At 62.1% G+C, this 25,429-nt stretch carries 21 protein-coding genes; 12 read left to right on the top strand and 9 right to left on the bottom strand.

Annotated elements, in window-relative coordinates; translation table 11 throughout:
• The first annotated feature begins 145 nt into the window (after nucleotides 1-145).
• The 3 genes from ACP7B9_RS13270 (at nucleotide 146) to ACP7B9_RS13260 (ending at nucleotide 3,567) form a co-directional block, all read left to right on the top strand.
• Nucleotides 146-1,438: a sensor histidine kinase gene (locus ACP7B9_RS13270; protein ID WP_425864091.1), complete on the top strand. Its 1,293-nt coding sequence runs from the start codon at nucleotides 146-148 to the stop codon at nucleotides 1,436-1,438.
• Nucleotides 1,431-2,081: a response regulator gene (locus tag ACP7B9_RS13265; protein WP_425864089.1), complete on the top strand. Its 651-nt coding sequence runs from the start codon at nucleotides 1,431-1,433 to the stop codon at nucleotides 2,079-2,081. The genes ACP7B9_RS13270 and ACP7B9_RS13265 overlap by 8 nt, the downstream gene beginning before the upstream one ends.
• 238 nt (nucleotides 2,082-2,319) lie before the next feature.
• Complete coding sequence (locus tag ACP7B9_RS13260; RefSeq protein ID WP_425864088.1) at nucleotides 2,320-3,567, top strand: NlpC/P60 family protein; 1,248 nt, start codon at nucleotides 2,320-2,322, stop codon at nucleotides 3,565-3,567.
• A gap of 56 nt (nucleotides 3,568-3,623) precedes the next feature.
• Here ACP7B9_RS13260 and ACP7B9_RS13255 read toward each other — a convergent pair whose 3' ends face one another.
• The gene (locus ACP7B9_RS13255) at nucleotides 3,624-4,280 is read right to left on the bottom strand and encodes a response regulator (RefSeq protein ID WP_425864087.1); all 657 of its coding nucleotides are present in this window, start codon (nucleotides 4,278-4,280) and stop codon (nucleotides 3,624-3,626) included.
• 50 nt (nucleotides 4,281-4,330) lie between these two features.
• Nucleotides 4,331-5,641 carry a sensor histidine kinase gene (locus ACP7B9_RS13250; protein ID WP_425864085.1) on the bottom strand — a complete coding sequence of 437 codons (1,311 nt, stop codon included), beginning with the start codon at nucleotides 5,639-5,641 and terminating at the stop codon, nucleotides 4,331-4,333.
• A gap of 133 nt (nucleotides 5,642-5,774) precedes the next feature.
• On the opposite strand from ACP7B9_RS13250, the gene ACP7B9_RS13245 reads away from it, so the two are divergent.
• Together ACP7B9_RS13245 and ACP7B9_RS13240 are read left to right on the top strand one after the other, a co-directional pair.
• Nucleotides 5,775-7,457: an ABC-F family ATP-binding cassette domain-containing protein gene (locus ACP7B9_RS13245; protein WP_425864083.1), complete on the top strand. Its 1,683-nt coding sequence runs from the start codon at nucleotides 5,775-5,777 to the stop codon at nucleotides 7,455-7,457.
• Between the two features lie 134 nt (nucleotides 7,458-7,591).
• Nucleotides 7,592-8,788, top strand: coding sequence for an MFS transporter (locus ACP7B9_RS13240; RefSeq protein ID WP_425864081.1), 1,197 nt, complete (start codon nucleotides 7,592-7,594; stop codon nucleotides 8,786-8,788).
• Here ACP7B9_RS13240 and ACP7B9_RS13235 read toward each other — a convergent pair.
• Nucleotides 8,785-9,459 carry a phosphatase PAP2 family protein gene (locus ACP7B9_RS13235; protein ID WP_425864080.1) on the bottom strand — a complete coding sequence of 225 codons (675 nt, stop codon included), beginning with the start codon at nucleotides 9,457-9,459 and terminating at the stop codon, nucleotides 8,785-8,787. The genes ACP7B9_RS13240 and ACP7B9_RS13235 overlap by 4 nt on opposite strands.
• 184 nt (nucleotides 9,460-9,643) lie before the next feature.
• Between ACP7B9_RS13235 and ACP7B9_RS13230 the strand changes: the two genes are divergently transcribed.
• Genes ACP7B9_RS13230 through ACP7B9_RS13210 form a run of 5 tightly spaced genes read left to right on the top strand, consistent with a single transcriptional unit; the run spans nucleotide 9,644 to nucleotide 14,866 of the window.
• Nucleotides 9,644-10,591, top strand: coding sequence for an ABC transporter ATP-binding protein (locus ACP7B9_RS13230; protein WP_425864078.1), 948 nt, complete (start codon nucleotides 9,644-9,646; stop codon nucleotides 10,589-10,591).
• A gap of 2 nt (nucleotides 10,592-10,593) precedes the next feature.
• Complete coding sequence (locus tag ACP7B9_RS13225) at nucleotides 10,594-11,484, top strand: ABC transporter permease (RefSeq protein WP_425864077.1); 891 nt, start codon at nucleotides 10,594-10,596, stop codon at nucleotides 11,482-11,484.
• Nucleotides 11,485-11,533: 49 nt separating this feature from the next.
• A complete protein-coding gene (locus ACP7B9_RS13220; RefSeq protein WP_425864075.1) occupies nucleotides 11,534-12,814 on the top strand; it encodes a sensor histidine kinase in 1,281 nt (426 codons plus the stop codon).
• Nucleotides 12,815-12,817: 3 nt separating this feature from the next.
• Entirely contained in the window at nucleotides 12,818-13,549 is a 732-nt protein-coding gene (locus tag ACP7B9_RS13215) for a response regulator (protein WP_425864074.1), read from the top strand.
• Nucleotides 13,550-13,582: 33 nt separating this feature from the next.
• Nucleotides 13,583-14,866, top strand: coding sequence for a M18 family aminopeptidase (locus tag ACP7B9_RS13210; protein ID WP_425864073.1), 1,284 nt, complete (start codon nucleotides 13,583-13,585; stop codon nucleotides 14,864-14,866).
• 20 nt (nucleotides 14,867-14,886) lie between these two features.
• Here the strand turns inward: ACP7B9_RS13210 and ACP7B9_RS13205 are convergent, their stop codons facing one another.
• Both ACP7B9_RS13205 and ACP7B9_RS13200 read right to left on the bottom strand, forming a co-directional pair.
• A complete protein-coding gene (locus ACP7B9_RS13205) occupies nucleotides 14,887-15,537 on the bottom strand; it encodes a DUF1345 domain-containing protein (protein ID WP_425864072.1) in 651 nt (216 codons plus the stop codon).
• A 7-nt stretch (nucleotides 15,538-15,544) separates the two neighbouring features.
• Entirely contained in the window at nucleotides 15,545-19,240 is a 3,696-nt protein-coding gene (locus tag ACP7B9_RS13200) for a TM0106 family RecB-like putative nuclease (RefSeq protein ID WP_425864071.1), read from the bottom strand.
• Nucleotides 19,241-19,375: 135 nt separating this feature from the next.
• Here ACP7B9_RS13200 and ACP7B9_RS13195 point away from each other — a divergent pair, with 135 nt between their 5' ends.
• Nucleotides 19,376-20,857, top strand: a complete 1,482-nt coding sequence (locus ACP7B9_RS13195) for a TIGR01777 family oxidoreductase (protein WP_425864069.1) — start codon at nucleotides 19,376-19,378, stop codon at nucleotides 20,855-20,857.
• A gap of 8 nt (nucleotides 20,858-20,865) precedes the next feature.
• Here ACP7B9_RS13195 and ACP7B9_RS13190 read toward each other — a convergent pair whose 3' ends face one another.
• Both ACP7B9_RS13190 and ACP7B9_RS13185 read right to left on the bottom strand, forming a co-directional pair.
• Complete coding sequence (locus ACP7B9_RS13190) at nucleotides 20,866-22,128, bottom strand: MFS transporter (RefSeq protein WP_425864068.1); 1,263 nt, start codon at nucleotides 22,126-22,128, stop codon at nucleotides 20,866-20,868.
• Nucleotides 22,125-23,048 (bottom strand): LysR family transcriptional regulator ArgP, encoded by a 924-nt coding sequence (locus ACP7B9_RS13185; protein ID WP_425864066.1) that lies wholly within the window; start codon nucleotides 23,046-23,048, stop codon nucleotides 22,125-22,127. Before ACP7B9_RS13185 ends, ACP7B9_RS13190 begins: the two co-directional genes overlap by 4 nt.
• A 68-nt stretch (nucleotides 23,049-23,116) precedes the next feature.
• Here ACP7B9_RS13185 and ACP7B9_RS13180 point away from each other — a divergent pair, with 68 nt between their 5' ends.
• On the top strand, nucleotides 23,117-23,737 hold the full coding sequence (locus ACP7B9_RS13180; protein WP_425864065.1) for a LysE/ArgO family amino acid transporter: 621 nt from the start codon (nucleotides 23,117-23,119) through the stop codon (nucleotides 23,735-23,737).
• Nucleotides 23,738-23,756: 19 nt separating this feature from the next.
• On the opposite strand, the gene ACP7B9_RS13175 is transcribed toward ACP7B9_RS13180, so the two are convergent.
• Nucleotides 23,757-24,164, bottom strand: coding sequence for a hypothetical protein (locus ACP7B9_RS13175; protein ID WP_425864063.1), 408 nt, complete (start codon nucleotides 24,162-24,164; stop codon nucleotides 23,757-23,759).
• Nucleotides 24,165-24,238: 74 nt separating this feature from the next.
• Nucleotides 24,239-25,354 carry a GmrSD restriction endonuclease domain-containing protein gene (locus ACP7B9_RS13170; RefSeq protein ID WP_425864062.1) on the bottom strand — a complete coding sequence of 372 codons (1,116 nt, stop codon included), beginning with the start codon at nucleotides 25,352-25,354 and terminating at the stop codon, nucleotides 24,239-24,241.
• Between the last annotated feature and the right edge of the window lie 75 nt (nucleotides 25,355-25,429).

The raw sequence follows: 25,429 nt of genomic DNA, 5'->3' as shown, positions 1-25,429 counted from the left end.
TCAACTCTCTCGTTGAAGTACCCGCGGTCCATCGCGGGGACGGTTGATCCTGCCGCTGCCGAATGGTTGATTCCGCTATCAACCATTTGGTTGATTCGCGCCCGGCGGCTGGGTTCCCGGACGGGCCGGGGCCTAAGCTGGTGGCATGTCTGCTGTGGAAGCTCCGCCCGTCACCAGTGGCGCGATCCTGCGCTTCTTGCGCGTCACCCTCCATGTCGGATTTGCGGTTCTTCTGGGCGTGGGTACCATCCGCCTTCTCCTCGCTCCGGCGGAGCAGCACGGGCGGTATTGGTTTCTAGCCCTTGCAGTCCTCTTGGCCCTGACTTATTTGGTGGGCACGGTCGCCGAGAAACGGTTTTCCACCGGGTCCTTACAGCGAAATCCCCGACGCTTCGCCATCGCGTGGCTGGCACTGATCACCCTCCTGTGGGCCATCCTCATGATCGGCTCTGTGGAGTTCTCGTGGCTCGTATTCCCCTTGTTTTTCCTTCACCTGCACCTCTTACCGCGCTATGCCGGACTGGCCACCACCGTTCTCATGACGGTTGGTGTGATTGCGGCCCAATGGATCTCGGCGGGGTCGAGCCTTCCTCAGCTGCCGGTCATCGTAGGGCCGTTTTTCGGGGCAGCCTTCGCCGTGGCCACGTCCAAGGCGTACCAACTGCTCTACGCAGACGGCGAATACCAGAGACTGGCGGCCGACGAGCTCCGGCGCACCCGTGCCGAGCTGGCTGCAACGCAGCATGAAGCGGGGGTTTTGGCTGAGCGGGCACGGCTGGCTCGAGAAATTCACGACACCCTGGCTCAGGGTTTTTCCTCGATCATTTTGGTCTCCCGGGCGGCCCGGCGCAGCTTGGCGTCGGGGGATCTGGAATCCACCGAGGAGAGTCTGACTATGGTGGAAGCCACGGCGTCGGAGAACCTTGCCGAGGCCCGAAACTTCGTCCGCGGTTTGTCCGCACCGGCGCTTGCCGAGGCCTCACTCGTGGAGAGCCTGTCCAGATTGTGCAGCAAGACGCAGCGTGAAGCCGCCGCGCGGGGTGGGCACTTGAAGTGCAGCTTCCGGCTCGACGGTGAGCCGATCGAGTTGCCGCAGCCTTACCAGGTGACCCTATTACGTGCCGCACAGGCGAGTCTCGCGAATGTCTGGTCGCACGCGAAAGCCGGGTCCGCCGTCGTTAGTCTGGCTTTTCAGGGCAGCGAGGTGACCCTTGACGTGTACGACGACGGACGCGGCTTTGAGCCGGAAAGGCTCACCGACACTGTGGTTCAGCGGGCGGATGGAAGCGGCTTTGGGCTCCGATCGCTGCGCGAACGGGTCATGGCGCAGGGTGGGACGCTGACAGTCGAATCGGCCCCCGGAGATGGAACTGTGGTGGCCGTCAGGTTGCCGCTGGAGACGGACGTGAGCGAGATACAGGGGGATAAGCATGAATGAGATCCGGATTTTATTGGTGGATGACCATCCCGTGGTGCGTGCCGGGCTAAGGGCTATGCTGTCTGAATTTGAGGGGTTCACCGTGGTTGCCGAGGCGGCTGAGGGCGGGGCTGCCATTAAGGAAGTTCAACGCCGGCTGGCTTTGGGCGAGGCAATTGACATGGTTCTGATGGATCTGCAAATGGGTGCTGGTATGGATGGGGTCAGTGCCACGAAGGCGATCAAGGCCTTGGTGGGTGCGCCGCCGGTGCTGATTCTGACCACCTACGACACCGACGCCGACATCCTAGCTGCCGTGGAGGCCGGGGCTAGTGGATACATGCTCAAGGATGCGCCGCCGGAGCAAATTCGCGCCGCCGTGCAACAGGCTGCGGCCGGGCAAACCGCTTTGGCCCCCGAGGTTGCCGCGCGTCTCATGGGGCGGATTCGCAACCCTGCTCCCGTGCTGTCGGCACGCGAGGTGGAATTACTAGAGCTGCTGGCTACAGGGATGAGCAACAAAGCCATCGCCAAGGCACTGTTCATCTCCGAGGCAACAGTGAAAACCCACCTAGTCCACATTTACGACAAATTGGGTGTGGACAACCGGACCGCCGCGATTTCGGTGGCCGTGTCACGCCGAATTATCCGCAGCGCCGGTTGAACGCTGCAAGTGGGCCTTTAGCTCGGAACAAGACTCAAATTCCGGAAATTACTTTGCGTCACCAGGGTGCGAACAAAACCCGGCGCCTGTCGTGGGATATGCATAACATGTGCGTGAATACCTTTGACAAATTGAGTGATCTGGAAATGTTGTGTCATTTTGGCAACAAGCCGGAAAGTCAACTGGATCGGGCGTAGGCTCACTGTTACCGCGTGCGATGGAGCAGGAGGACTACCGAGTGTCGTTTTCGATAGGCAATTCACGGCCGTACCAGCTAAGCATGGCTGCCATCTGTACTCTGCTGGCCTCCGGCGGATTCGTTGCTGCGGGGTATGTCGGCACGTCCACAGCCGATGCCGCGGCCATGCTCAGTGCCCAAGAATCCAGTCACACGACAAGCACTCCTGCTGACATTGACCCCGCGGGTTTTGATGCCATTTTGGCCCAAGGTTTTGGGGTGAAAGTATCTTTCGCCGACACGCTAATTCTGGCCCAGAAGCCGGCGGCGAAGCAGGTCTTCGACCTGACCAATCCCGATGGAAACACCCCGCAGCTTGCCCGTTCAGTTAACGCGATGCGTGGTGATCTTCCGGAAATCTCGGCTGAGCTGATCTCGCAGGTCCGCAAGGACATTTTGACCGCCTCCTATCAAGGGCTTGGCCACAGCTATGTTTGGGGTGGCACTAGCTTTGCAAACGGTTGGGACTGCTCCGGGTTTGTGCAATGGGCATACCGTCAGGCCGGGGTGGGCCTTCCGCGCACGGAGCAATGGCTGCCCATGGTGGAAACGAACAACCCCCAGCCCGGCGATATCGTGGTGCAAAACCCCGATGGACCCAATCACTGGTCGCACATTGGGATTTACATCGGCAACGGCAAGATGATCAGCGCTCTGAACCCATCGGTTGGCACCATCCTCCACGCTCCAGAGGCTACAAGTAGTTCATCTACGTACTTCACCATGCCAGGCTTCGCCACGGCCGACGAGCGAGCCAAGGCTGCGGCAGAACAAGCCACCAACAAGCCGAGCAGCACAACCGAACCGGGCCAGAGCCCGACCACTGTGCCCAGTACGACGGCAACGGTAAAGCCGGCCACCACCGCCCCCGCAACGACGGGTCCGGGGGCTACTGGTCCAGGAACAACGGCGCCAGCCACGGCTACTCCGACCACGCCAACCACCGCCCCAGCAACGACCGCCCCAGCTACGACGGCTCCGGCAACAACGAGCCCGGGGACCACTGTTCCAGGAACAACGGCGCCAGCCACGGCTACTCCGACCACGCCAATCAGCACCACGGAACCAGCCCCCACTACCTCGGAAGCAAGCCCTGCCGAGACAACTGATGGCGGTTCTGCCGCATCGATTACAGCCGATCCGAGCGTCACTGACGAGCCCGTTTCACCGGCCGCCACAAGTGATGCGCACACCCGTTACGCGACCGCGGATCCCGAGCTTTCTGAAAGTGCGGTTTCTTCGCCGTAGCCAACGGGCGCCTCTGTAGGCCCTGCCAGCTGGGCCAATGTCATTTGCGCGCTCGATCAGCTCCGTCGCTGCAGGAAGCTGATGACTGCGAGGACACGGCGATGATCATCGGCACTCTGATGCAGGCCGAGTCTGACGAAAATGGAACTGATGTGCTTCTCAACGGCGCCAGCGCTGATCACGAGCGTCTTGGCGATGCCGCCGTTGGTCAAACCCTGGGCCATGAGTCCCAGTACCTGTGATTCGCGGGGACTCAGGGTATGAAGGGGATCGGTGGCTGCTCTGTTGGAGAGCAGGGCAGAGACCACTTCCGGGTCGATCACGGTTGCACCGGTTGCGACGCGCTGAATGGACTCCTCAAAATCCTCAAAACGGGCAACCCGGTCCTTGAGCAGATAGCCAAGCCCCGCACCGGCGGACGCGCCAGCCAGCAGCTCGCTGGCGTAGCTCAACTCCACATACTGAGAGAGCACCAGAATGGCTACGGTGGGGAATTGCGCCCGGACCTCAAGAGCCGCCTTCAGCCCTTCGTCACGGTGGGATGGTGGCATGCGAACATCGGTGATCAGCAGGTCAGGGACGTGTTCCTTAACTGCGGCGAGGAGTTCGATTCCATCGCCAACCGCCGCGCACACCTCCGCGCCGGTCTCCTCAAGGAGACGCACTAGGCCCTCACGGAGCAGGACGGAATCTTCTGCCAGCACAACACGCATGATTCCAGAGTAATGCCCTTCCTCAAGTATCAAAGCTCAAGTACCAATGCTCAACTACTCAAGGGAATGCTGGCCCTGAGGGTGGTGGGACCGCCAGCCGGACTGACGATTTCCAGGGATCCGTCCACGCCTGCCAGCCTGTCCATGAGGCCAGACAGGCCGTGGCCCTTGCCGACGTGGGCGCCGCCGATTCCGTCGTCAGTGATCTCGAGGAACAATTCAGTGGGGCTTAAGTGAACGGAAAGCGCAGCGTGACTGGCACCTGAATGCTTCGAAACGTTGACAAGTGCCTCGGAGACGACAAAGTACGCCGCATTCTCGGCGCTTTCGGCCAGCCGGGCGCCATGTTCAAGATTGCCGTCAACGGCCACCGGGACGGTTGATTTTGTGGCCAGTGATTCCATGGCTGCACGGAGCCCCCTGTCGGCAAGTAGCGGAGGGGCGATGCCCCGGGACAGCTGACGCAACTCCGCCAACGCCTCGCGGCTCTGTTCCAGGGCGCCGTCCATCAGCTGGCGGGCACCGTCCGGATCGGTGGCAATGCGCCGCTGGGCGGCCTCAACATCCATCTGCAGTCGGATGAGGCGCTGCTGTGGGCCGTCGTGCAGGTCCCGCTCAATCTTGCGCAGGGTGCTGGCCTCTTCCGACACCACCTGCGCCCGGCTGGCCGTCAGTTCCTCACTCCGGGCACGCAGGGCGGCGGTCTCATTGGTGAGCAGGGCGCGGGTCATAGCGGCATCGGCTACGGCCAGCAGATGCGTGATGAAGGGGAGAAGGACGAGAAACAGTGCGCCGTAGGCCAAGCCGAGCCATGACTCCGCCGCCGCCGGGCTGACTCCGAGGAGCTCATCCAAGCCGATGTATTCCGCCAGTGGCGTGTTCCCGGGCGGCAAGAAGCGCAACCATATCCATTGCGTCAAACCACCGAGACTCGCGCCCAAGAAAGTGATCGCAATGCAAAAAGAGGCGGTGCGGTAGGCGAAGGAGACGAATACACCGTGAGTGAAGTCTTTCCACAGCTGTGGATCGGCCAGATTCTTGAACATTCCGCTGATCGTATATTTATGCGGTTCCCGGTAATGAACAGGCGGGATGTCCCCAGCCCAGCGCCGCAACGCAGATCGGTTGACGCTCGCGAACCAACGGGCCGTGGCCAGGCACGCAACAAGAATGGGCAGGCCCACCCAAATGACGATCGTGGACAGGCCAAGGGAGAACAGGGTCACCAGGGCCGTGAAGGAGGCAAGGGAGATGAAGAAGCCGGGAAGGATGTAAGCCAGGTCGGAACCGATCTGACGCCACGTTTGGGGGCGCACGATCAGCCAGGACTTTGTTGCCGTGATTGCATGTGGGTTGCTCATGGTTCAATCCTTGCCGTGGCGGAGTCCTGGGACCATCATGCCAGCGGGTGAAAGCATGGTGGGGAAAACCCCACCATGCCATGGTCTTGGCGGGACGGCTGGTGCGAGTCGTGGGAGATGGGAGAATTAGTGTGTGGGACACATTGACGTTGCAAACATTGACTATTTTCTCTCCGACGGCCGGCAGTTGCTCAACGGGGTGAACTTTCGCGTCTCCGATGGCACCAAAACGGCGCTGATCGGCCCCAACGGCACGGGTAAGACCACGCTGCTGCGCATCATTTGCCAGGACATCAAGGCCGATGAAGGCGCCGTTTCCCGCTCGGGCAGCATGGGCGTCATGCGCCAGTTCGTGGGCCAGGTGCGTGACGAAAGTACTGTCCGGGACCTGCTGCTTTCGGTGGCCTCGGCCAACATCGCCGCTGCCGGCAAGGCCGTTGACGACGCCGAAGTGGCCATGCTGGAGCGCGATGACGAACCCAGTCAGATGGCGTATGCCCAGGCCATCGCCGATTGGGGCGATGCTGGCGGCTACGAAATGGAAACCACTTGGGACGAAGTCACCATGGCTGCCATGGGCATGGATTTCTATTCCGCTCAATACCGTAAGGCCGCAACCCTCAGCGGTGGCGAGCAGAAACGTCTCGTACTTGAGGCCCTGTTCTCCGGCCCGGACGAGGTCCTGTTGCTGGATGAGCCTGATAACTATCTGGACGTGCCGGGCAAGCGCTGGCTCGAAGCCAAAATGGCCGAGTCGAAGAAGTCGGTGCTGTTTGTCAGCCACGACCGCGAACTCCTGGCCAATGCTGCCAATAGAATCGTCACGCTGGAGCCGGGTATCAATGGAGCCTCCAGCTGGACGCACGGCGGTGGCTTTGAGTCCTATGTGAAGGCCCGCGAGGACCGCAATGCCCGTTTTGAGGAATTGCGGAAGCGGTGGGATGAGGAGCATATCAAGCTCAAGGAACTCGTCAACATGTACAAAACTAAGGCAGCCTTCCGCTCTGATATGGCCAACCGCTACCAGGCGGCCCAGTCGCGGCTATCGCAATTTTTGGAACAGGGCCCGCCGGAGGCGCTGCCGATCGAACAAAACGTAAAGATGCGCCTCAAGGGCGGGCGGACCGCCAAGCGCGCCGTCATCGCCGAAAAGTTGGAGCTGACGGGGCTTATGAAGCCCTTCAGCACCGAGGTTTGGTTTGGTGACCGCGTGGGTGTTTTGGGTTCCAACGGATCGGGTAAGTCCCACTTCCTGCGGCTTTTGGCCGCCGGAGGCTCCGACCCGGACAAGGAACACGAGCCGGTGTCCGACGTCGACATCGCCCATGTGCCGCACGAGGGTTCCGTGAAACTCGGCGCGCGCATCCGCCCCGGATTCTTTGCCCAGACCCATGCCCGGCCGGACCTCCTGACCCGCACGCTGTTGGATATTTTGCACCGCGGCGATGAGCACCGTTCGGGAATGGGGCGCGAGGCAGCGGCCGGAGCCCTTGACCGTTACGGACTGGCCTCCAGCTCTGAGCAGAAATACGACTCCCTTTCGGGTGGCCAGCAGGCGCGGTTCCAGATTCTGCTGTTGGAGCTATCCGGAGCCACGTTGCTGTTGCTCGATGAGCCCACCGACAACTTGGACTTGCATTCGGCCGAGGCGTTGGAAAAGGCCATCGATTCCTTTGAGGGAACCGTCCTTGCCGTGACCCACGACCGTTGGTTCGCCCGTTCCTTTGACCGTTTTCTGGTCTTTGGTTCCGATGGCAAGGTCTATGAATCCGACGAGCCTGTCTGGGATGAAAAACGGGTGGAACGGAGCCGGTAGCGAGGAGTCGCAGCCTACCCGCAATCGGCGTAGCAATTGATCACTTTCAGCTTTGTACGTCAAGCGTTGGAAGGTTTCATCTAGAGTTGTTTCAACCCCCATTCGCCCCTCTGCCGTAAAGAGCGTCCTTCACCATGAACAAGCAGGCGGTCCGTGCCGCGACCATTGCCACCTTTACCGTTTTCGCGATCAATGGTTTCGTGTTTGCCAGCTGGGCTGCACGCATCCCGGCCGTCACTCGCATCCTGGAGCTGACATCGGGCGAAATGGGATTGCTCCTGCTGACCATCGCCGCAGGATCTGTCATTGCGCTTCCCATGGCAGGGACCGTTGTGAGCCGGATCGGCACAGCAAGCACCATCCGGACGGGTGGTTTCAGTGCTGCTTTTGGTGGACTGATTGTGTCCATTGCCTTGGCTCAGCACAGCGTCCCGCTGACCGCCGTTGGCCTGTTCTTCTTTGGCATCGGTATTGGCCTGTGGGACGTAGCCCAGAACATCGAGGGGGCCGACGTGGAGCGGCACCTTGGCCGTACGGTCATGCCGCAATTCCATGGCGGTTTCAGCGGCGGTGCGCTCATTGGCGCACTGGTGGGTGCCGGGCTTTCGGCCATGAACGTCAGCATGTCGGCACACCTGTTCGCCATCGTGATCGGCGTCAGCATTGCCATGGTATTTGTGCCCAGGTACTTTTTGCCGGAGACCGCAGCGAGCGGCAGTCAGCAGACACACACCGCCACGGCGCTCAAGGGTCGCAGCGCCTGGACTGAAAAGCGAACGCTTCTTGTGGGTCTAGTGGTCCTTGGTGCTGCCTTGACCGAAGGCTCCGCCAATGATTGGATCGCGAAGGCGACCGTGGACGGACTTGGTGCCACGGAATCCGGCGGTGCCATCATGTTTGCCGTGTTTGTAGCGGCCATGACCCTGTTCAGGTTCTTTGGCGGTGGGTTTGTGGACAAGTTCGGCCGCGTGCCGGTGCTCTATGGCAGCCTCGGCTCGTCCTTGATTGGCCTGGTGCTGTTCGTCATGGCCCCGAACTTGCTTCTTGCCGGCGTGGGGGCCGTGTTCTGGGGCGCTGGATCGGCCATGGGCTTTCCCATGGGCATGTCTGCCGCTGCGGATGATCCGAGCCGTGCGGCCGCCCGAGTCTCCGTTGTCTCCACAGTTGGCTACATCGCTTTCCTTGCGGGGCCACCTTTGCTTGGATTCCTTGGCGACCACGTGACGATCCGTTGGGCGTTGTTGGCCATCGCCGTTGCCATTGTGGCCTCAATCCTGACCGCGCCGGCGGCCAAGCCCCTGCCTGCCAGTGAGCACCAGAACGCCAGCTAGACGGCTCTTATATACGGCTTAAGGCATTTATTCTTTACGGCCACCCAGATCAACAGTGTGAGACCTGCACCTAAAAGTGCCCCGGCAATGGTGTCGCTAAGCCAGTGGACGCCAAGGTACGTGCGGCTGTACATCATGGTGACGCTGAGGATGGCCCCGCTGATCCATATCCACAGTTTTCCAAGAACGACGGCGGTCACCACCGCCGCTGCCACCGTGGCACTTGTATGCCCTGAAGGGTATGAACCGGAATCGACTGGCACCAAACGATTCTCGGGCCGGGGCCTGGCAACCAAAAACTTGATCAGGTGGGTGAGTCCCAAAGCCCCCAGATTGGCCCCGGCAGTGAAGAGCGCCAGCCGTCTGTGCCTCCGCAAGAGCACCAAAAACAACGCTGCACAGTAGATGACCATGCCAGCGTTACCGACAAAGTCCAGCACCCGGTTCGCCTCGGTGAGCCACGGCGTGCGGCTCGCAAGCATGAGGTGGTACCAAGCGTCGTCGAACTTTTGAAATGGTGGGTTGTTTCCGGACGCCAGGACGGTCAGGGCGCCGCCGAAGAGGAGCATCAGGGCGGGCAATGAAATCCACAATAGGCGGCTGTTAGACCACTTCACCGGGCCCACGGTGGTATTTGCAGGGAAACGGTGAAGTTGGGTTTGCGGTGGCATCACGCCAGTCTAGGGCTTGTCCCTGAGGACAAGGTTCCCCTGCGTATCATCCGTTTGGACTACCCTGACTGGACCCTGAATCATCCCTGAGACAGACGAATTCGTCGCTGGCATTGCGTACGGTAGTTATAGATTCGCAAACCGGGCTGATGCAGCCTGGAGATCATCCAAAGGGGATGTCCACATGATTGAGGCAGTAAACCTAGCCAAGCACTATGGCGCCAAGACCGCCGTCGGCGGAGTCACCTTCACGGTCAAGCCGGGAATGGTAACCGGTTTTCTCGGGCCAAATGGTGCCGGAAAGTCCACCACCATGCGCATGATCGTGGGACTCGACAAGCCTTCGGCCGGAACGGTGACGGTCAACGGCAAGCCTTACGGCCAGCATCACGATCCGTTGCATCAAGTGGGTGCTTTGCTCGATGCGAAGGCCGTGCACACCTCGCGCAGCGCCTACAACCACTTGTTGGCGATGGCCGCCACCCACAACATCCCCACCAAGCGCGTCAACGAGGTCATCGACATGACCGGACTTGCCGCTGTGGCCAAGAAGAAGGCCGGCGGATTCTCCCTCGGTATGGGGCAGCGCCTTGGCATTGCCTCGGCACTCCTTGGCGATCCGCAAACCTTGATCCTTGACGAACCAGTCAATGGCCTTGACCCCGAGGGTGTCCTCTGGGTCCGCAACCTGGCCAAGCACCTGGCCGCCCAAGGAAAAACAGTTTTCCTGTCCTCACACCTGATGAGTGAAATGGCGCAGACCGCCGACCACCTGATCGTTATTGGCCGGGGGCAGATCATCGCCGACGCGCCCATCGCCCAAATCATCGCCGGCGCGCAGCAGGCAAAGGTTCGGGTGCGGACCTCCGAGGTCACCCGCCTAAGCCAGCTCCTTGGCAGCAATGGGGTCAAGGTTGAGTGCAACGAGAACGAAACCCTTGAGGTTTCCGGCCTCGATGCCCGCCAGATCGCCGCGGTGGCCATGGACAACCGGGTGTTGGTCTACGAGTTGACCCCACTGACAAGTTCTCTGGAAGACGCGTACTTCAACCTCACCAAGGACGCGGTGGAATACCACTCGCAAGAATTCAATGACAACGTGCCGGTTGCCGCCGCTGCGAAGGGACTCTAAAGATGAGCACGACGACGATTTCCGCACCTCAGCGCTCGGCCCGTGGCTCGCTGACTTTTACCGGAGTACTGCGCAGCGAATGGATTAAGTTCCGGTCCCTGCGTTCCACCCAGCTGCTGCTGGCTTTCACATTCCTAGCCGTTGTTGGCGTTGGCACCATGGCTGCGTGGGTACAGGCCATGTCGCTTGAGCAGACGATGACGAACGGCATGGGCATGGGCATGCCAGGAGCTCCGGTTGAGCCGATGACCTTAAGCCAAGCCGAAGCGGCAATGGGCTTCAATATCTATGCGATTCCCAACGCCGGCCTGCAGATTGGCATCCTGATCTTGGGCGCCTTGGCTGTGCTGCTCATTTCCTCCGAGTTCGGTACCGGGATGATCCGCTCCACCATGACCGCCGTACCCAAGCGCTTGCCGGCATTCTTTGCCAAGGCCGTGGTGCTGGTTGTTGTCTCCTATGTGCTGACCCTGCTGGCCGCCGTGGCCACGACCCTCATCGCCATGCCAATCTTCAGCGCTTATGGGATCGATATTTCCTTTGGCCTGGACGGAGTGGTCTACTCCATCCTCATGGGTGGCTTGTATGTTGCGGGCGTGGCCCTGATCGGCTTGTCCTTGGGCACGCTGCTGCGCAGCTCGGCCGGGGGCATCATCGTCCTGGTGGTTGTCTTCTTCCTGCTCGACGTCGGTACCCAGCTGATGCAATTGATGCCGGGTGAGTTCTGGAAGTACTTCAACCAGTACGTGCCGAGCGTGGCCGGAGGCCGCATGTTGGAAATCCATGACAAGGGGGCCTTCATCAGCCCGTATGTGGGCGGGCTGATCTTCCTAGGCTGGATCCTGCTCTTTATGATTCCGGCCGTTATTTCCCTCAAGGTTCGTGACGTCTAAGACCTGCTGATGGCCCCAACTTTTCGGTGGGGGACCTAAGCTCAAACTTATGCGCACATTTGACCAGGCGGGGGACGCGGAACGAACGGCCGCGCACCCCGCCGACATACCATCCGTTGAACGGCGGGCCGCGGAATTCACGGCCCGCCGTCGCGGCGTTCTCAGTCGGTACTTCCACCGGCACCCCCGCGTCATGGATGTGGTGGTCGTGGCAGCGTATCTGCTGGCCGGGTCGGGGATCTTCCTCAGTGGCGATTACAGCATCAACCTGAAAGAGCATGTTGTCATCGTTTTGGCATCCGCCACGGTGCTCATGTTCCGGCGGGACAAGCCGCTGGCCGTGCTGACGATCGTTTCAGTTTTCGAAATACTCAACATCGCAGTGGTGCCAACTGCCAGCAACATGGGCGTCAGTATTTGGTTCGCGCTTTACGCCGTCGCCATTCGGTACCGGACCGTCATCAGCTTTGTGCTGGCGGTAGTGTCCGCAATACCACTGACCTTCTACATGCTGTTCCTCTACCAGTACCCCGCCCAGTTTCTGACGGAAAACGGTCCCAGTGCCGCGGCAAGCACTGTCATTTCCTCGATTGTCATTTTGCTGGCCAACATCATCTCCGCAGGTATCGGTGCTTCCGTACGTCGCAGCCGCACGCACGAAGCAGAATTGCGCCAGTGGGCGGTTCGCAACTCCCAGCTAGCCTCGGTGGCTGAGCGCAACAGGATCGCCCGGGAAATGCACGACGTCGTAGCCCATTCACTCACCGTCATGGTGGCACTGTCCGATGGCGCCGCCGTCGTGGTTAAAAGGGATCCGGCCAAGGCAGGGGAGGTGCTGGGCCAGCTTTCCCAAACAGGCCGCACGGCGCTGGCAGACATGCGGAGAGTTCTGGGGGTATTGCGGGAGGACTCCGGCGCAAACCGTGCCCCACAACCGGACCACGCCGACATGGGGGCACTGATTGAGGGATTCCGACAAGCGGGCCTTCCCCTTGTCTTCACTCAGTCCGGGCCGCCCGTGCCAGATGATCCTGCGCTGGCCCTGACGGTGTACCGGATAGTGCAGGAATCGCTGACCAATGTGTTGCGCTACGGGACCGCCGTGTCCCGTGTCCAGGTCAGTGTTGTCAACGAGCTGTCAGAGGGAAAACTCACTGTGCTGGTTTCCGATGATGGGCACGGCACCATGGATGAATCGATCGGCACGGGAAGTGGCATTGTAGGAATGCGCGAGCGTGCCGGCATCTTTGCCGGAACGGTCGACGCCGGACCCACGCCCCGAGGCGGGTGGACCGTCGAGGCGGTCCTGCATCCGGCGGAAGGGCCTTAAACAATGGAGGAAGCTGTGGAAGAGACATCGGCCGTGGAAGGCACAGCGGCACCGGGCGGACAGGCGATCAAGGTTCTGCTCGTGGACGATCAGCCATTGCTGCGGATGGGCTTTCGGCTGATCCTTGAGGGTGAAAACGATCTGGAAGTTGTTGGCGAAGCCTCAAATGGCATCGAAGCGTTGGCCGCCGTGGACAAACTGCAGCCCGATGTTGTGTTGATGGACGTCCGCATGCCGCTCATGGACGGGATTGAAGCAACCGGAAAGATCAGCTCATCCGCCGCCGAAGCCAGGATCATCATCCTGACAACCTTTGACCTGGACGAGTATGCGTTTGCCGGTCTTCAGGCCGGCGCCAGTGCCTTCCTGCTCAAGGATGTGGCGCCGCAGGATCTGGTACAGGCCGTGCGTCTGGTGGCCAGTGGCGATGCCGTGGTGGCCCCGCGGGTCACCCAGCGCCTATTGGAAAACTTCGTCCGCAGCGGGCATCCACGCCCCACCCAACCGGCGGATCCGTTGTTGGGTGACCTCACCCCGCGTGAACTTGAAGTTGCCCAGTGCATTGCCCAAGGGCTCTCAAACGCCGAGATCGCCCACTCACTGTTTCTTTCCGAAGCGACAGTAAAAACGCATGTGCGGCGGATCCTGACCAAGCTACACCTGCGTGATCGGGTACAGGTTGTTGTCTACGCCTATGAAACCGGCATGGTGGTGCCGAGCAATCCCGACTACTAAGCGGACCATGGCGCTTCATGATTGAATCGATGTATGACTTCCGCTGAGCACATCCTGGACCTCCGAGACTTTATTGAGGCGTCGCCGTCGAGCTTCCACGCCGCGCACGTAGCGGGCGAGAGGCTGGCGGCGGCGGGGTTCACGCAGCTGGCGGAGAACGAGCACTGGCCCGTTCATGGCAAGTTCTTCATGATTCGCGACGGCGCCATCATCGCCTGGGTTGTGCCGAAGCAGGCTACGGCAACCACAGCGTTCAACATTCTGGGCTCGCACACGGATTCGCCGTCGTTCAAGCTCAAGCCGAAACCCACCACGGGCCGTTTCGGCTGGTTGCAGGCAGGGGTGGAGGTTTACGGCGGACCGCTAATAAACTCCTGGCTGGACCGCGAACTCCAATTCGCCGGCCGTTTGGTGGATCTCGATGGCACCGAAACGCTGGTGGCCACCGGAGCGCTGCTGCGTTTCCCTCAGTTGGCCATCCATCTGGATCGCAGCAGCAACGACGGCCTGAAGCTGGACAAGCAGCAACACATGAACCCCATTTGGGGTCAGGGCAACCCCGCGGACGAGGACCTGCTGGGTCTGCTGGCCGAACGGGCCGGTGTTGACGCCACGACGATTGGTGGCTTCGACATCGTTGTGGCCGACACCGCGCCGGGCCAGGTCTTTGGTGCGAAAAATGAGTTCTTTGCGGCCGGCCGCATGGACAACCTCACCTCGGTGCATGCAGGTCTGGTGGCGTTGATTGCCGCGGCCGATGCGGTTGCCGCCGGTGGCGACCAAGCGATTCCGGTACTGGCCGCCTTTGATCATGAGGAAATTGGTTCCGGCTCCCGCTCGGGCGCCTGTGGACCCATTCTGGAAGATGTCTTGACCCGGGTGTCGGATGGTTTGGGCGCTTCGGTGAGTGAACGCCGTCGTGCATTTGCGAACTCGGTGTGCATCTCGGCCGACGCCGGCCACGCGGTCCACCCCAACTATTCCGAACGCCACGACCCGGCGAACCTACCGGTGCTCAATGGCGGCCCGCTGCTGAAGATCAACGCCAACCAGCGCTACGCAACTGACGGCGTGGGTGCCGCACTGTGGGCCAAGTTGTGCACCACGGCAGGCGCGCCCTACCAAGAGTTCGTCTCCAACAACAATGTCCCGTGTGGTTCGACGATCGGTCCGCTGACGGCTACGCGCCTAGGTATCCGCACCTTGGACGTGGGTACCCCGCTGCTGTCCATGCACTCAGCGCGAGAGCTATGTGGCGTTGAGGACCCGTTCTACCTGGCGAAGATTGCGCAGGCCTTCTTTAGTTCGGCCGCCTAGCCCGGCCGCATCCACGGTGGTCAGGCGACGAGGCTGACCACCAGGTTGATGGTGGTGGCCAGAATGCCCGTGCCAAAGACGAAGGCCAGCAGGCTGTGCCGCAGGACGGCCGATCGCATGGCCCGCGTGGTGATGTTGGTGTCGGAGACTTGGTAGGTCATGCCGACGCTGAACGCCATATAGGCAATGTCCGTGTACTGCGGCGGCTCATCCTGGTTGAACTCGATGCCACCGGGTTCCTCGCTATAGTAAATCTCCGTGTAGCGCAGCGTGAACAAGGTGTGCACCATGAGCCAGGACATGGCCGTACAGCTCAGGGCCAACAATGCCAGCAGGAATCGATCGGTTCCACTCACGCCTGTACTGCCGAGCATGACAAGCACGACGGCGGCCAGCGAGCCTAGCGCCGCCAGCAGGATCAGCAGATCCGAGATGCGGCGCCCGGGGTCCTCCGCTACCGCGTGGGCGGCAGTACGTTCGGCGTCCATGGGGCTGATCTGCAACCACACCGAGGCGTTGTATACGAGTGCGGCCGAGGCCCAGCCGACGGCCGGGGCATAAATCCAAGCGCCCAACACACCTGTCAGAACAGCCGCGAGGGCACCGCACACCATCATGCCAAGTATGCGCAGCCGCCGGTGCCGAGCCCGTGGCGAAGGTGCAGGGTTCATGCTGTGATCATGCCACGGCGGCGGACTGTTGTCCCGCCGCACACAGCCCAATGAAGGCACCCAACTCTGCCATGCCAACAGGAGTGGACGGCATGAAGTTGCTGAGCATGGGCGAACGGATGATGACAGCACGCCACTGTCCGCGAGACACGGCCACGTTGATGCGGTTGCGGTTCAGGAGGAACTCCATGCCGCGCGGAGCACCTGTGGGATCGGCGCAGGCCATGGTCACCAGCACCACGGGGGCCTCCTGGCCCTGGAACTTGTCAACGGTTCCTACCTTGACTCCGGACAAGCCCGCCTGGTCAAGAACGCCGCGCACCACATGGACTTGGGCGTTGTAGGCGGAGACGACCAGAATGTCCTCCTGGGCCAGTGGGCGGGGTGCTTTATCTGCGTCGGGCATCCACATCAGCCCGATGTGCGCCTTGGCCTGTGCCACCACCTCCGCGGCCTCCTCCTGGGACGACTGCACGTTATCTTTCTCGCTCTTTGGGTCCTGACTGATGTACACGGTTTCCACGCCGGGAGCCTTGCCCGCGAGGTGACGGAGCGAGGCGGCGGGTGCCGATTCCAACTTCCCTTCATAGCTCAGAGCCGAAACTGCCGCGCACAGATCCGGATGCATCCGCCATGAGTCAGCTAAGAAGTAGCCCAGATCCACCGGCAGGGTGGCATGCCCGGCGGACAGCCAGCCTAGGGCGGAATCATCCACAGGTGCGGGGTGCGAGCCCTGCGTGACCTGCGGCAATTGCTGCGGATCGCCCAGCAACAGCAGGCGCTTGGTGGCTTGCGCAACGGCCAGTGTATTGGCCAGCGAGTACTGCCCGGCTTCGTCGATCACGAGCAGATCCAACGAGCCCTCGGGCACATTTGCCCCTGTCATGGTCCAGGCCGTGCCGCCGATCAAGGCGCCGTCCGGGCCATCCAACAGCTTGCCAAATTGTTTGTCGTCCAGGACCTTCCAGGGCACCTCATGAGTGCCGTTGAGCTTCTTACCCACGCGCTCCGGATCCACACCGGCCTTGTCGACGGCGGCGCGCAGCATGTTTTCCACGACGGCGTGCGATTGCCCCACCACGCCAATCTTCCATTTGTGGTCCTTGATCAAGGTGGCGATCACATGGGAACCCACGTGCGTCTTTCCGGTCCCGGGAGGTCCCTGAACGGCAAGGTAGGAATGATCCAGCTTGAGGATAGCCTCGGTGATGGCGGTGATGTAATCGTGTTCCTGCAGGCTGTGCCCGTCCCCGGGCACGACGGCGGACGGAAGACTCGCGCCGTCGGCCAACCGGGGCTTGGCCTTCCGCAGGATCTCAATGCCCGGGTGCTTGGGCAAGTGCGGGAGGTTGCTGCCAACCTTGTTGGCCAGTTCCGAGAGCGCCGCCCGGATGCTTGCCGTGGGGACAGGCTTGTTGGGCGCCAGGGCAATGGGCTCCTGGCTGTAGGGCTGCACCTTGGTGGTGGACTTTTCCTCCACGAGCAAGGTGGTCAGCTCCGGCGTTGCGGGGTCGGAGACGTCCTCGAGCAAGGTGATGTTGAACAGCCCGCCCCGCAGGGCTGGCGCCTTGTCAGATTCTGTTGGGTCGTCTTCCATTCCCTCGGGCAACGGGGCGTTGTACATGCCAAACCACGTGGTTCCCGGACGGAAGTCCGAGCCCTCCGTGGCGGTCCCCGTGACCTTCAGGGTGCGGGATTCGGTCCGGGCACGGGGCTTGTCGGCCGGTTTGGCCCATTCCTCCACCACCTCAGCGTGCTCGATGCGCAGCATGTTGCGTTCCTCGGTCCAGGCTTCCGGGCCCTTTTCCAGCCGGTCAAAGTGGCCCCACCAAAACTGCTTGTCCTCGCGCCGGTGGTAGCTGGCGGCAGCTGCCACCATGTCGATCGCGTTTTCCTCGGCACTGAGCACGTAGCCCTTTTGGTCCTTGAGCGCGGCGATGTAGCTGGCCAACTTCGCTTCCTCGGGGCTCGGCTCGTAGCCACCCTTCTTTTCTTCGGGGAGCTTGAGTTTTCCGCTGCTCTCGGTCCACGTCTCCACTTTCACGGCGGCGCCGATGGTGAGCAGCCAGTCCCGCAGCCGCAGCGTGGAGACGCAGTCGTAGCGGTTGTAGTCGCTGATGGAAGCGAGGGTTTCTTCCGCCTTGGCTGCCATTGAGGCGTCACCTGCCAGTCCGGCATCGCGCTGCTTGCAGTAGTCCGCGTAGGCCACCACGGAGGCGCCGGCATCCTTCACATCGCCTGCGCGGCCTGCGGGCATGTAAAAGGGCTCGAGCTTCTTGATGGAGTAGGAGGACTCCGAGATCCGCACTGATTGCCGTACGGTGTCGAGCAGGTCAACGAGCAGGCCCGTGCGCAGCCAATTGTCAATGATGTCCTCGGCCTTGGCGTCACCATGCATGACGGAGAGGTTCCGCAGGGCAGACTTTTCATAGGGTGCGTAGTGGTAAACATGCATTTCCGGCCATATTTCACGTCGGGCTTCCACATACTTCAGAAAGTCCAAAAACGCTGCACGTTCTTCGTCGCGGGAGTGCGCCCAGAACGGTTTGAACACCAGGTCCTGATCCGGTACGGATGAAGGGTCAACCCCATCTGGCGGCGCCTCGATGGAGCCGAAGAGGTACTCGATGCCCCACTTTTCCGTGGCAGCATCCTGCCAGAGCGGATCGCCCTCGAAATCAAAGAAAATATCGCCGCCGCTGGACGTGGGTAGCTTGCTGACGGTGGGCAGGACCTTGTAACTCAGTGGATGCTCATCGGCTCCCTTGCCGGCAACGACGGTGACTACGTCAGCCTCCAACCCCAGCTGCATGCGGGCCTGGTCACGCAAGCGGGCCAAGGGACCTGTAGCGGCGGCTGGTGCTAGGTCCGCCAAGTTCTGGACGGAGTTGATGCCTTGCGCCATGAGCTTGCGGCGCTGGGAGGAACTCATGCCGTTGACCAGCAGAAGATCGTCGTGCTCGCGCACCTGCTCCGCGCAGTAATCGCAGCGCCCGCAGTAGCTGATACCGGCCTGGAGCCAGGCCACCGGCGACGGTTGGGCTCGGTGAGCGGCGGTCAGCGCAAGGAAGTTGTCCCGACGTTCCCGGAACACGGGCAGGAGATCCGGCATTGGATGGTTGCTTTCGCTACGGTCGCCCAGCTTCAACGTGGCCACCGGTGCCACAGGAATCCCGTAGTGCTGGAGCTGATCACCGTAAGCGGCCAGCTGCAACAGCGCGCTGACCTTGGCATGACGGGCCAACTTGGTGTCCCACACCGCATACGAACCGTCAGGCTGCCTCATGAGGAAATCGGCGAAACCCACGAGGGAACCGTCAAAAAATGTCGCCTGGAAAACCACATCGGCGCCGGCCCGCAACGCCTCAAGAGTTTCCTCGCGCTTGGCCTCGAGCCCAGCCCAGGAAAGCTCGCCACGGTCGACGGACTTCACGCCCTTGCCCGTGATCGGGTCCCATTCGCCATGCTCGGCAATCAGCTCGTTGAGAATCTTGCGCTCGAAGGCATCGCCGAGCTTTGCTGCCCGTTCCAGCATTTCGTCCCTGGCAAAGCCCGGCTTCGGCGTCCGGCCCAGCTTCTCGTCCAGGATCCGCAGCGTCCGGTACTGGCATTCGCTGGCCGTCACCAAATCCGAGGCAGAGAAGATCAGCGGCGCAAGTCCCGCGCCCGAAGGCGAGTCACCGGGGGAGTCAAGCAGAAACATGTCAGTGCCTTCCATGCTGGTTGGGTGCAGCACCTTGAATCTAGCAAGCGGCACCCACATTGCCAGAATGCCCGCACCCAGCATCCACACACGTCCGTGAGGCAGGATGGAAGCACCACCAACCTAGGAGGCCCCATGAACACGTTCCGCTACGAGACCACCCTGCCGCATCCGCGTGCCGATGTGTTTGCCTGGTTTACCCGGCCCGGCGCCTTGGTGCGGCTCACGCCGTCGTTCTTTGGGACCATCCTGGCCGAGCCAAGCAACGGCATCAATCCAGGCTCGACGGCGGCCATGGGCGTGGGTGCCCCGGGCGGGGCTGGGATGTGGCTCGGATCCGCGGCCGGGACTGTGCGCGGGCTGCTACCGGCATCCATCGCGGGCAAGAAGTGGGCGCGTCCTGAAATTCGCTGGGACGCGCTGCACACCGATTTGGTGCCCGGATCGAGCTTCACCGACGTCATGGACAAGGGGCCGCTGGCCTCGTGGACGCATAAGCACAGCTTCACCGACGGCGCTGAGCCGGGCACCACCGTCATGGTCGACGAGGTGCAGTACGAGCTTCCGGCCTTGGCCCGTGGGGATTGGGCCCGCAAGAAGATGGATGCCGAGCTCACGCGCATGTTCGCGTTCCGGGAGCGGCAGCTGTTGGGTGATCTGGCCTTTCACGCGGCGCATTCCGGACCACCGTTGACCATTGCCGTGAGCGGCGCCTCCGGCATGGTCGGGCGGCAGATTTGCGCGCTGCTGGGCGGCGGTGGACACACTGTGCTGAAGCTGGTGCGTCGCGCTCCGAAATCGGCTGACGAGATTTTCTGGGATCCGGATGCCGGTGTGTTGGATTCCGCTGGTTTGGCGCGCGCCAACGTGGTGATCCATCTGGCCGGACACCCCATTGGCGGGCGGTTCACCGAGGACGTGAAGGACGCCATTTACGTGAGTCGCGTGCGTGGGACCCGGCTGCTGGCGCAATCACTGGCAGCGTTGGCGTCCGACGGCGTGAAACGCACCTTGGTTTCGGGCTCCGCCGTGGGCTATTACGGCGCGGATCCGCATGCCGGAACTGATGCGCTGCGTCCGCCGCGGGCGCTGGAGGAAACGGACCCTCCCGGCACCGATTTTCTTGCTGGTGTGTGCCGGGACTGGGAAGCGTCGTGTGCCCCAGCCGGGGACGCCGGTGTGCGCGTGGTGAACGTGCGAACGGGCATCGTACTCTCCGCCGCCGGGGGCGTTTTGCAACGGCTGCTTCCCCTGTATCTGGCCGGAGCCGGTGGCCCGCTGGGAAGCGGACAATGGCAGAGCTGGGTTGGTATTGATGACATTGCCGGGATCTTTGCCCATGCTGCGGTTTCCCCTTCCGTTCAGGGGGCCGTCAACGGTGTGGCGCCACACCCGGTGACCGGCGAAGACTTTGCACAAACGCTGGGCTCGGTCCTGCGCCGCCCCGCGAAACTCAAGGTGCCGGAGCTGGGCCCACGGCTTCTGTTGGGCGATCAAGGCGCGGCGGAACTGGCGCTGGCCAGCCAGCGGGTTTCGGCTGCCACGGTGGTGGCAAGCGGCTATGAATTCAGGAACCAGGATTTGGAATCCGCACTGCGGCACATCCTCGGCGAGTAGCCGCCTGGCTAGGTCGCTGTGGCGGTGTCCGGCGTCGAAATTAGGGCGCGAATAATGAGCACCACCATGGGAACCAACACGGCTAGAGCCATCATGTTGACCCAGAAGAAGCCGCCTGCCGCAAGGACGGGTCCGGCCAACGCGGCCATTCCGGCGGCAGCGAAGTTCATCAACATGTCATTGGCGCCCTGAAGGGGGACTCGCAACTCGGCAGCGGCAGACTGGTTGAGCAGGGACGAGCCACCGATCAGGCACGCCGACCAGCCAAGGCCCAGCATGACGAGAGCCGCGGACATCAGCATGGGATCGCTGCTGTCCGAGACAATGGCGCCGAGGGTAATGGCCGCTAAGAAAATACCGGAACCGGCCAAAATCACGGCCAAGGCGCCAATCCTGTCCACAAGCCAGCCAAACAAGGGGCTGGCGGCGTACATGCCCAAGATGTGCAGGCTGATGACGATCCCAATGATTTCCAAGGGATGGCCGTGTGAATTCATGGCAACTGGTGTCATGACCATGACGCCCACCATGATGGCGTGCCCGCCCGTGACGGCCGCCAGTGCCGCCAGCGTCTGCGGGTTGTGACTGGCCAGCCGCAGTGCCCGCCATGCCCCATGCCTCTTGCTTGGAGCTGCGGCCGTTCCAGCTGCTGCCGACCCAGCCGCGTCCAACTCAACTGTGGCCGAAGGCGTAAGGAAGAATACGGCGATGACCAGCGCGGCCGTGACGAAGGCTACCAGCGAGAAGGTGAAGGGCCCGGACAACGGCACCAGGCCCAGCCTGATCCCCAGCAAGCGGCCGGGTTCGGAGAGGTTGGGCCCGGCGACCGAGCCAACCGTCGTCGCCCAGATGACGATGGCCATGGCGCGACCGGCCTTCTCCTGAGGGGCGCCGTCGACCGCCGCATACCGTGCCTGCAGGCCGGCCGCAGTGGCGGAACCAAAGAAGAGCATTCCGACGGCCATCAGCCAGAACTGGCCCAGAGCGGCAGCCAGCAATACCAGTGCTGCACCCATGGCACCCAAGGCAAAGCCAGTACTTAGGGCCCAGCGGCGGCCGGCCCGCACCGCCAGGTTGGCCAGCGGCACGGCAACCAGCCCCGCGCCCAGGGCCGACGCCGTCTGCACAAAGCCGGATGCCGCCGTCGTGCCTGCCAATTGAGCGGCAAGGATGCCGCCCACGGCAACACCGGAGGCCACGCCAACGCCGGAGAGTAGTTGGCCGATGACCAGCACGGTTTGGTTGCGGAGACGGAGGGGGACTGAACTCATGCGGACATCCTTCGAGGTGTTGTGGTGTTACTTTGGGCCAGCGCCTTGGTGGCCGCGTTCGTCACGGCGTTCGTCAGCAGGTCCAGCGCCGCCGACTGGATTTTCCAACGTTGCCAAAAGAGCGGAATGCGGGTGATGCGCCCCGGAACCAACTCCACCAGGTCTCCTGATCTTAGGCCGTCACCACAGTGTGTTTCCGGCATGAGTCCCCATCCGAGACCTTGTTTCACGGCCGCGGCGAATTGGATGGTGTCGGGGATGAAATGTTGGACGCCACGTAGCTCGGTGTTGGTTACTGCGCTGAAGAAGTTGTTTTGCAAGGTGTCATGGCGATCAAACTGGACGGTGGGTGTCGCGGCGAAAATCTCGGCCGAAAACCCCCGCGGAAACCACCGGGCCATGAAGCCAGCCGAGGCCACTGCGCGGTATTCCATGGCGCCCAGCGGGACAACTGTGCACCCCTGAACAGGTACGGCCATGGCGGTGACGGCGGCCATGACCTCACCGGACCGCAGCAAGGCAACGGAATGATGCTCATCCTCTCGAACAATCTCACAGGCCAAGCTTCCATCCCGCGGAACCAGGGCAAGGGCATCCATGAACCACGTCGCCAAGGAATCGGCATTAACTACAACGGCCAGTGTGCCTTGAGCGGCACCAGCCAAGCCCAGCTCCGCCGCGGCATCGGCCTCGAGTTGGCGCAGCTGACGCGCCAGCCGATGCACAACGGTGCCGGCCGCCGTGGCGGTGATGGGCGTTGAACGTTGCAGCAGGACCTGACCGGCTGCCTGTTCCATGGCCTTGATGCGTTGGGAAACGGCCGAGGCCGTGACATGCAGTGCGCTGGCGGCAGCGTCAAAGGTGCCGTGTTCCAGCACCGCAAGTAGGGTGCGCAGCTGCTCGGTCTGAAACGCCAACATTAGATTTCCTTAGGTATCAACAAAATAATTAGCTGTACTGATCATAGTGTGGCTAGTAGTTTCAAAGGGTGACCTCATTGGATATTTTCTCAAGCACTGCCACCGGCCTCGGTGCCGGGCTGGCCCTCATCATCGCCATCGGCGCCCAGAACGCCTTTGTGCTCCGCCAAGGCATCCGAGGGGAACATGTGGGCCTCGTTGTGCTCGTCTGCATGCTCAGCGACATAGTGCTTATTGCGGGCGGGATCCTCGGGATCGGGGCCGTTATTACGGCCGTGCCAGCCGTGGTGGTGGCGATCCGGTTGGCCGGTGCCGCGTTCCTGATCGGCTACGGTGTTCTCGCCGCACGGCGGGCACTCCGGCCCGGTGCGTTGACGGCCGGTCCGCAGAAGGGCTCGTTGAGCGCCAAAGCTGCTCTCGTGACGGCGGTGACGTTGACCTGGCTCAATCCCCACGTCTACCTTGATACCGTGCTGCTCTTGGGAACACTCGCCAATCAGCACGGAGAGTTGCGCTGGTGGTTTGGCGCAGGAGCCGCGTTGGGCAGTGTTGCATGGTTCAGCGCGTTGGGGTTTGGGGCACGCTTCCTGCGCCCCGTGTTCGCGAAGCCTGGAGCCTGGCGCGTGCTCGACGCACTGATTGCCGCCGTCATGCTATTCCTTGGCGTCAAGATGGCGCTGGGGGTCTAGCCCAGAGACGGAAGTTCGGCTAGATGAAGTCCATCTCGACCCGGAGAAACGATTCCGCCGAGACGATGGCTCCGGCAAAGGCGTCGTCCTCCGTGGGGGACTTCTGGGGGGTGCGCGTGTACCACTCGTGCAGATTCATGTGAACCCGGAGCACCCGCCCCTCCGCAGGAGCATAAAACAACCCAAAGCGTTGAACCGGCCATTCCGCCGGCGTCTCAATCCCCACAAGGAGGGCCGCATTCAGCGCGGGGTTGAACCATTGGGCGATGGGCCGGCGCCGGTCCTCGAAGAACAATCCTGCGGCGTACCTGCCCGCAGCAATCGGGCCCATATCCGAGCACAGACGTTCGCGCCATAACGGCAGGATCACTGTGTCATGACGTTGCCAAACTGCTGGGACCAGAGGTTGGTCGCTGCGAGAGCCCACGGATTAATTCTAGCCACTCCGGCCGTTCTGAACAGAGGGCCGTGCACAGAATTCGCGTGGTAGGCGGGCAGGGCCTATTCGCAGCCCACGCCGTCGTTGTCTCCGTCGAACTTTGTTTGAAAACCTGGCTGGCCGGCGTGGATGGGCGCCGCTCCTGCGGCTCGCACGGCCGTGCAGTTCTGGTAGTAGGCATCCGCCGCCGGCACCTCGACCAGCGGGGCCGGAACAGGTGCGGCTTCGACCGGAGCGACCGGGACAACTGGTGCCACCGGAGCCACGGGTGCAACCGGGGCCGGCGGTGGCAGGATGACAGGCTCAACCGGGGGAGGTGTTTGGTTCGTGGGAACCTGAATGTCGGCGCAGCCATCGAGAACCCTTGCCATGGCGTCGTGTTCGGCCTGCGTCACCCACAGGCTGTAGGTGGCCTTGACGGAGATCTGCCGGGCCACGTAATCGCAGCGGAAAGACTTGTTCGGTGGCAGCCATGTGGCCGCGTCCCCGGCCCCCTTTTGCTGGTTGGTGGGGCCGTCCACGGCAAGCAGGTTCAAGGGATCGTTGGCCATCGACGTGCGCTGTTCCACGCTGAGTTGCTGGGCTCCTTTTTGCCAGGCGTCGCTGAGTGCCACGACGTGATCGATCTGCACGGCGCTGCTGGTCGATGAACCGCGCACAAAGGAGATCGTCCCCGCCGTGTACGGATCGGCAAGAACGCCCGTTAACACCAGGCAATCGCGCGTTCCGGGCTTGAACACCTTCGCCGTCAGGTCGCGGTTCAAGATGTCATTGCGGGTGTCGCAACCATTCCTGTCCACATCAGCCCAGGCCTGACCGAACTCCTCGCGGCTGTACCCCGTTTTCGGCGCTCGGCCCTTAACCGGCAACGTCGCCAAGACTTCCAGAGCCTTGGCGGCGAAGGCGGGCTGCACGTTGGCGGCCAGATCGGCATTACCCGCGTCCGGAGCATCCTCCCCATCCAGGGGAGCCGCATCCTCCGCCGTGGGAGTCGGGCTGGGTACGGGACTGGGTACGGTGCTTGCCTCAAGGGAGTGTGTTGCCACGTCCGACGCCGGATCGGCCTGGGGTGCCGGCGCGCTACCGCACGCCGTGGTGACGAAAAGGACTGACGCAAGCAGTGAACCCACGATGAAATCTGCGGGGCCAAAGGAGCGGGTGGGACGTGCAGCAGGCAAGGCGGAGTTCTCCCCAAATAAAGAACGAATGGTGTCCCACCAGCCTATCGGCGACCACTGACAAAGAAGTCCACC

This window comes from Arthrobacter sp. TWP1-1, from assembly GCF_049897845.1.
Taxonomy (GTDB): Bacteria; Actinomycetota; Actinomycetes; order Actinomycetales; family Micrococcaceae; genus Specibacter.
Note: the sequence above shows the minus strand (reverse complement) of the source record. Positions and strands in the feature narration are given on the sequence as shown.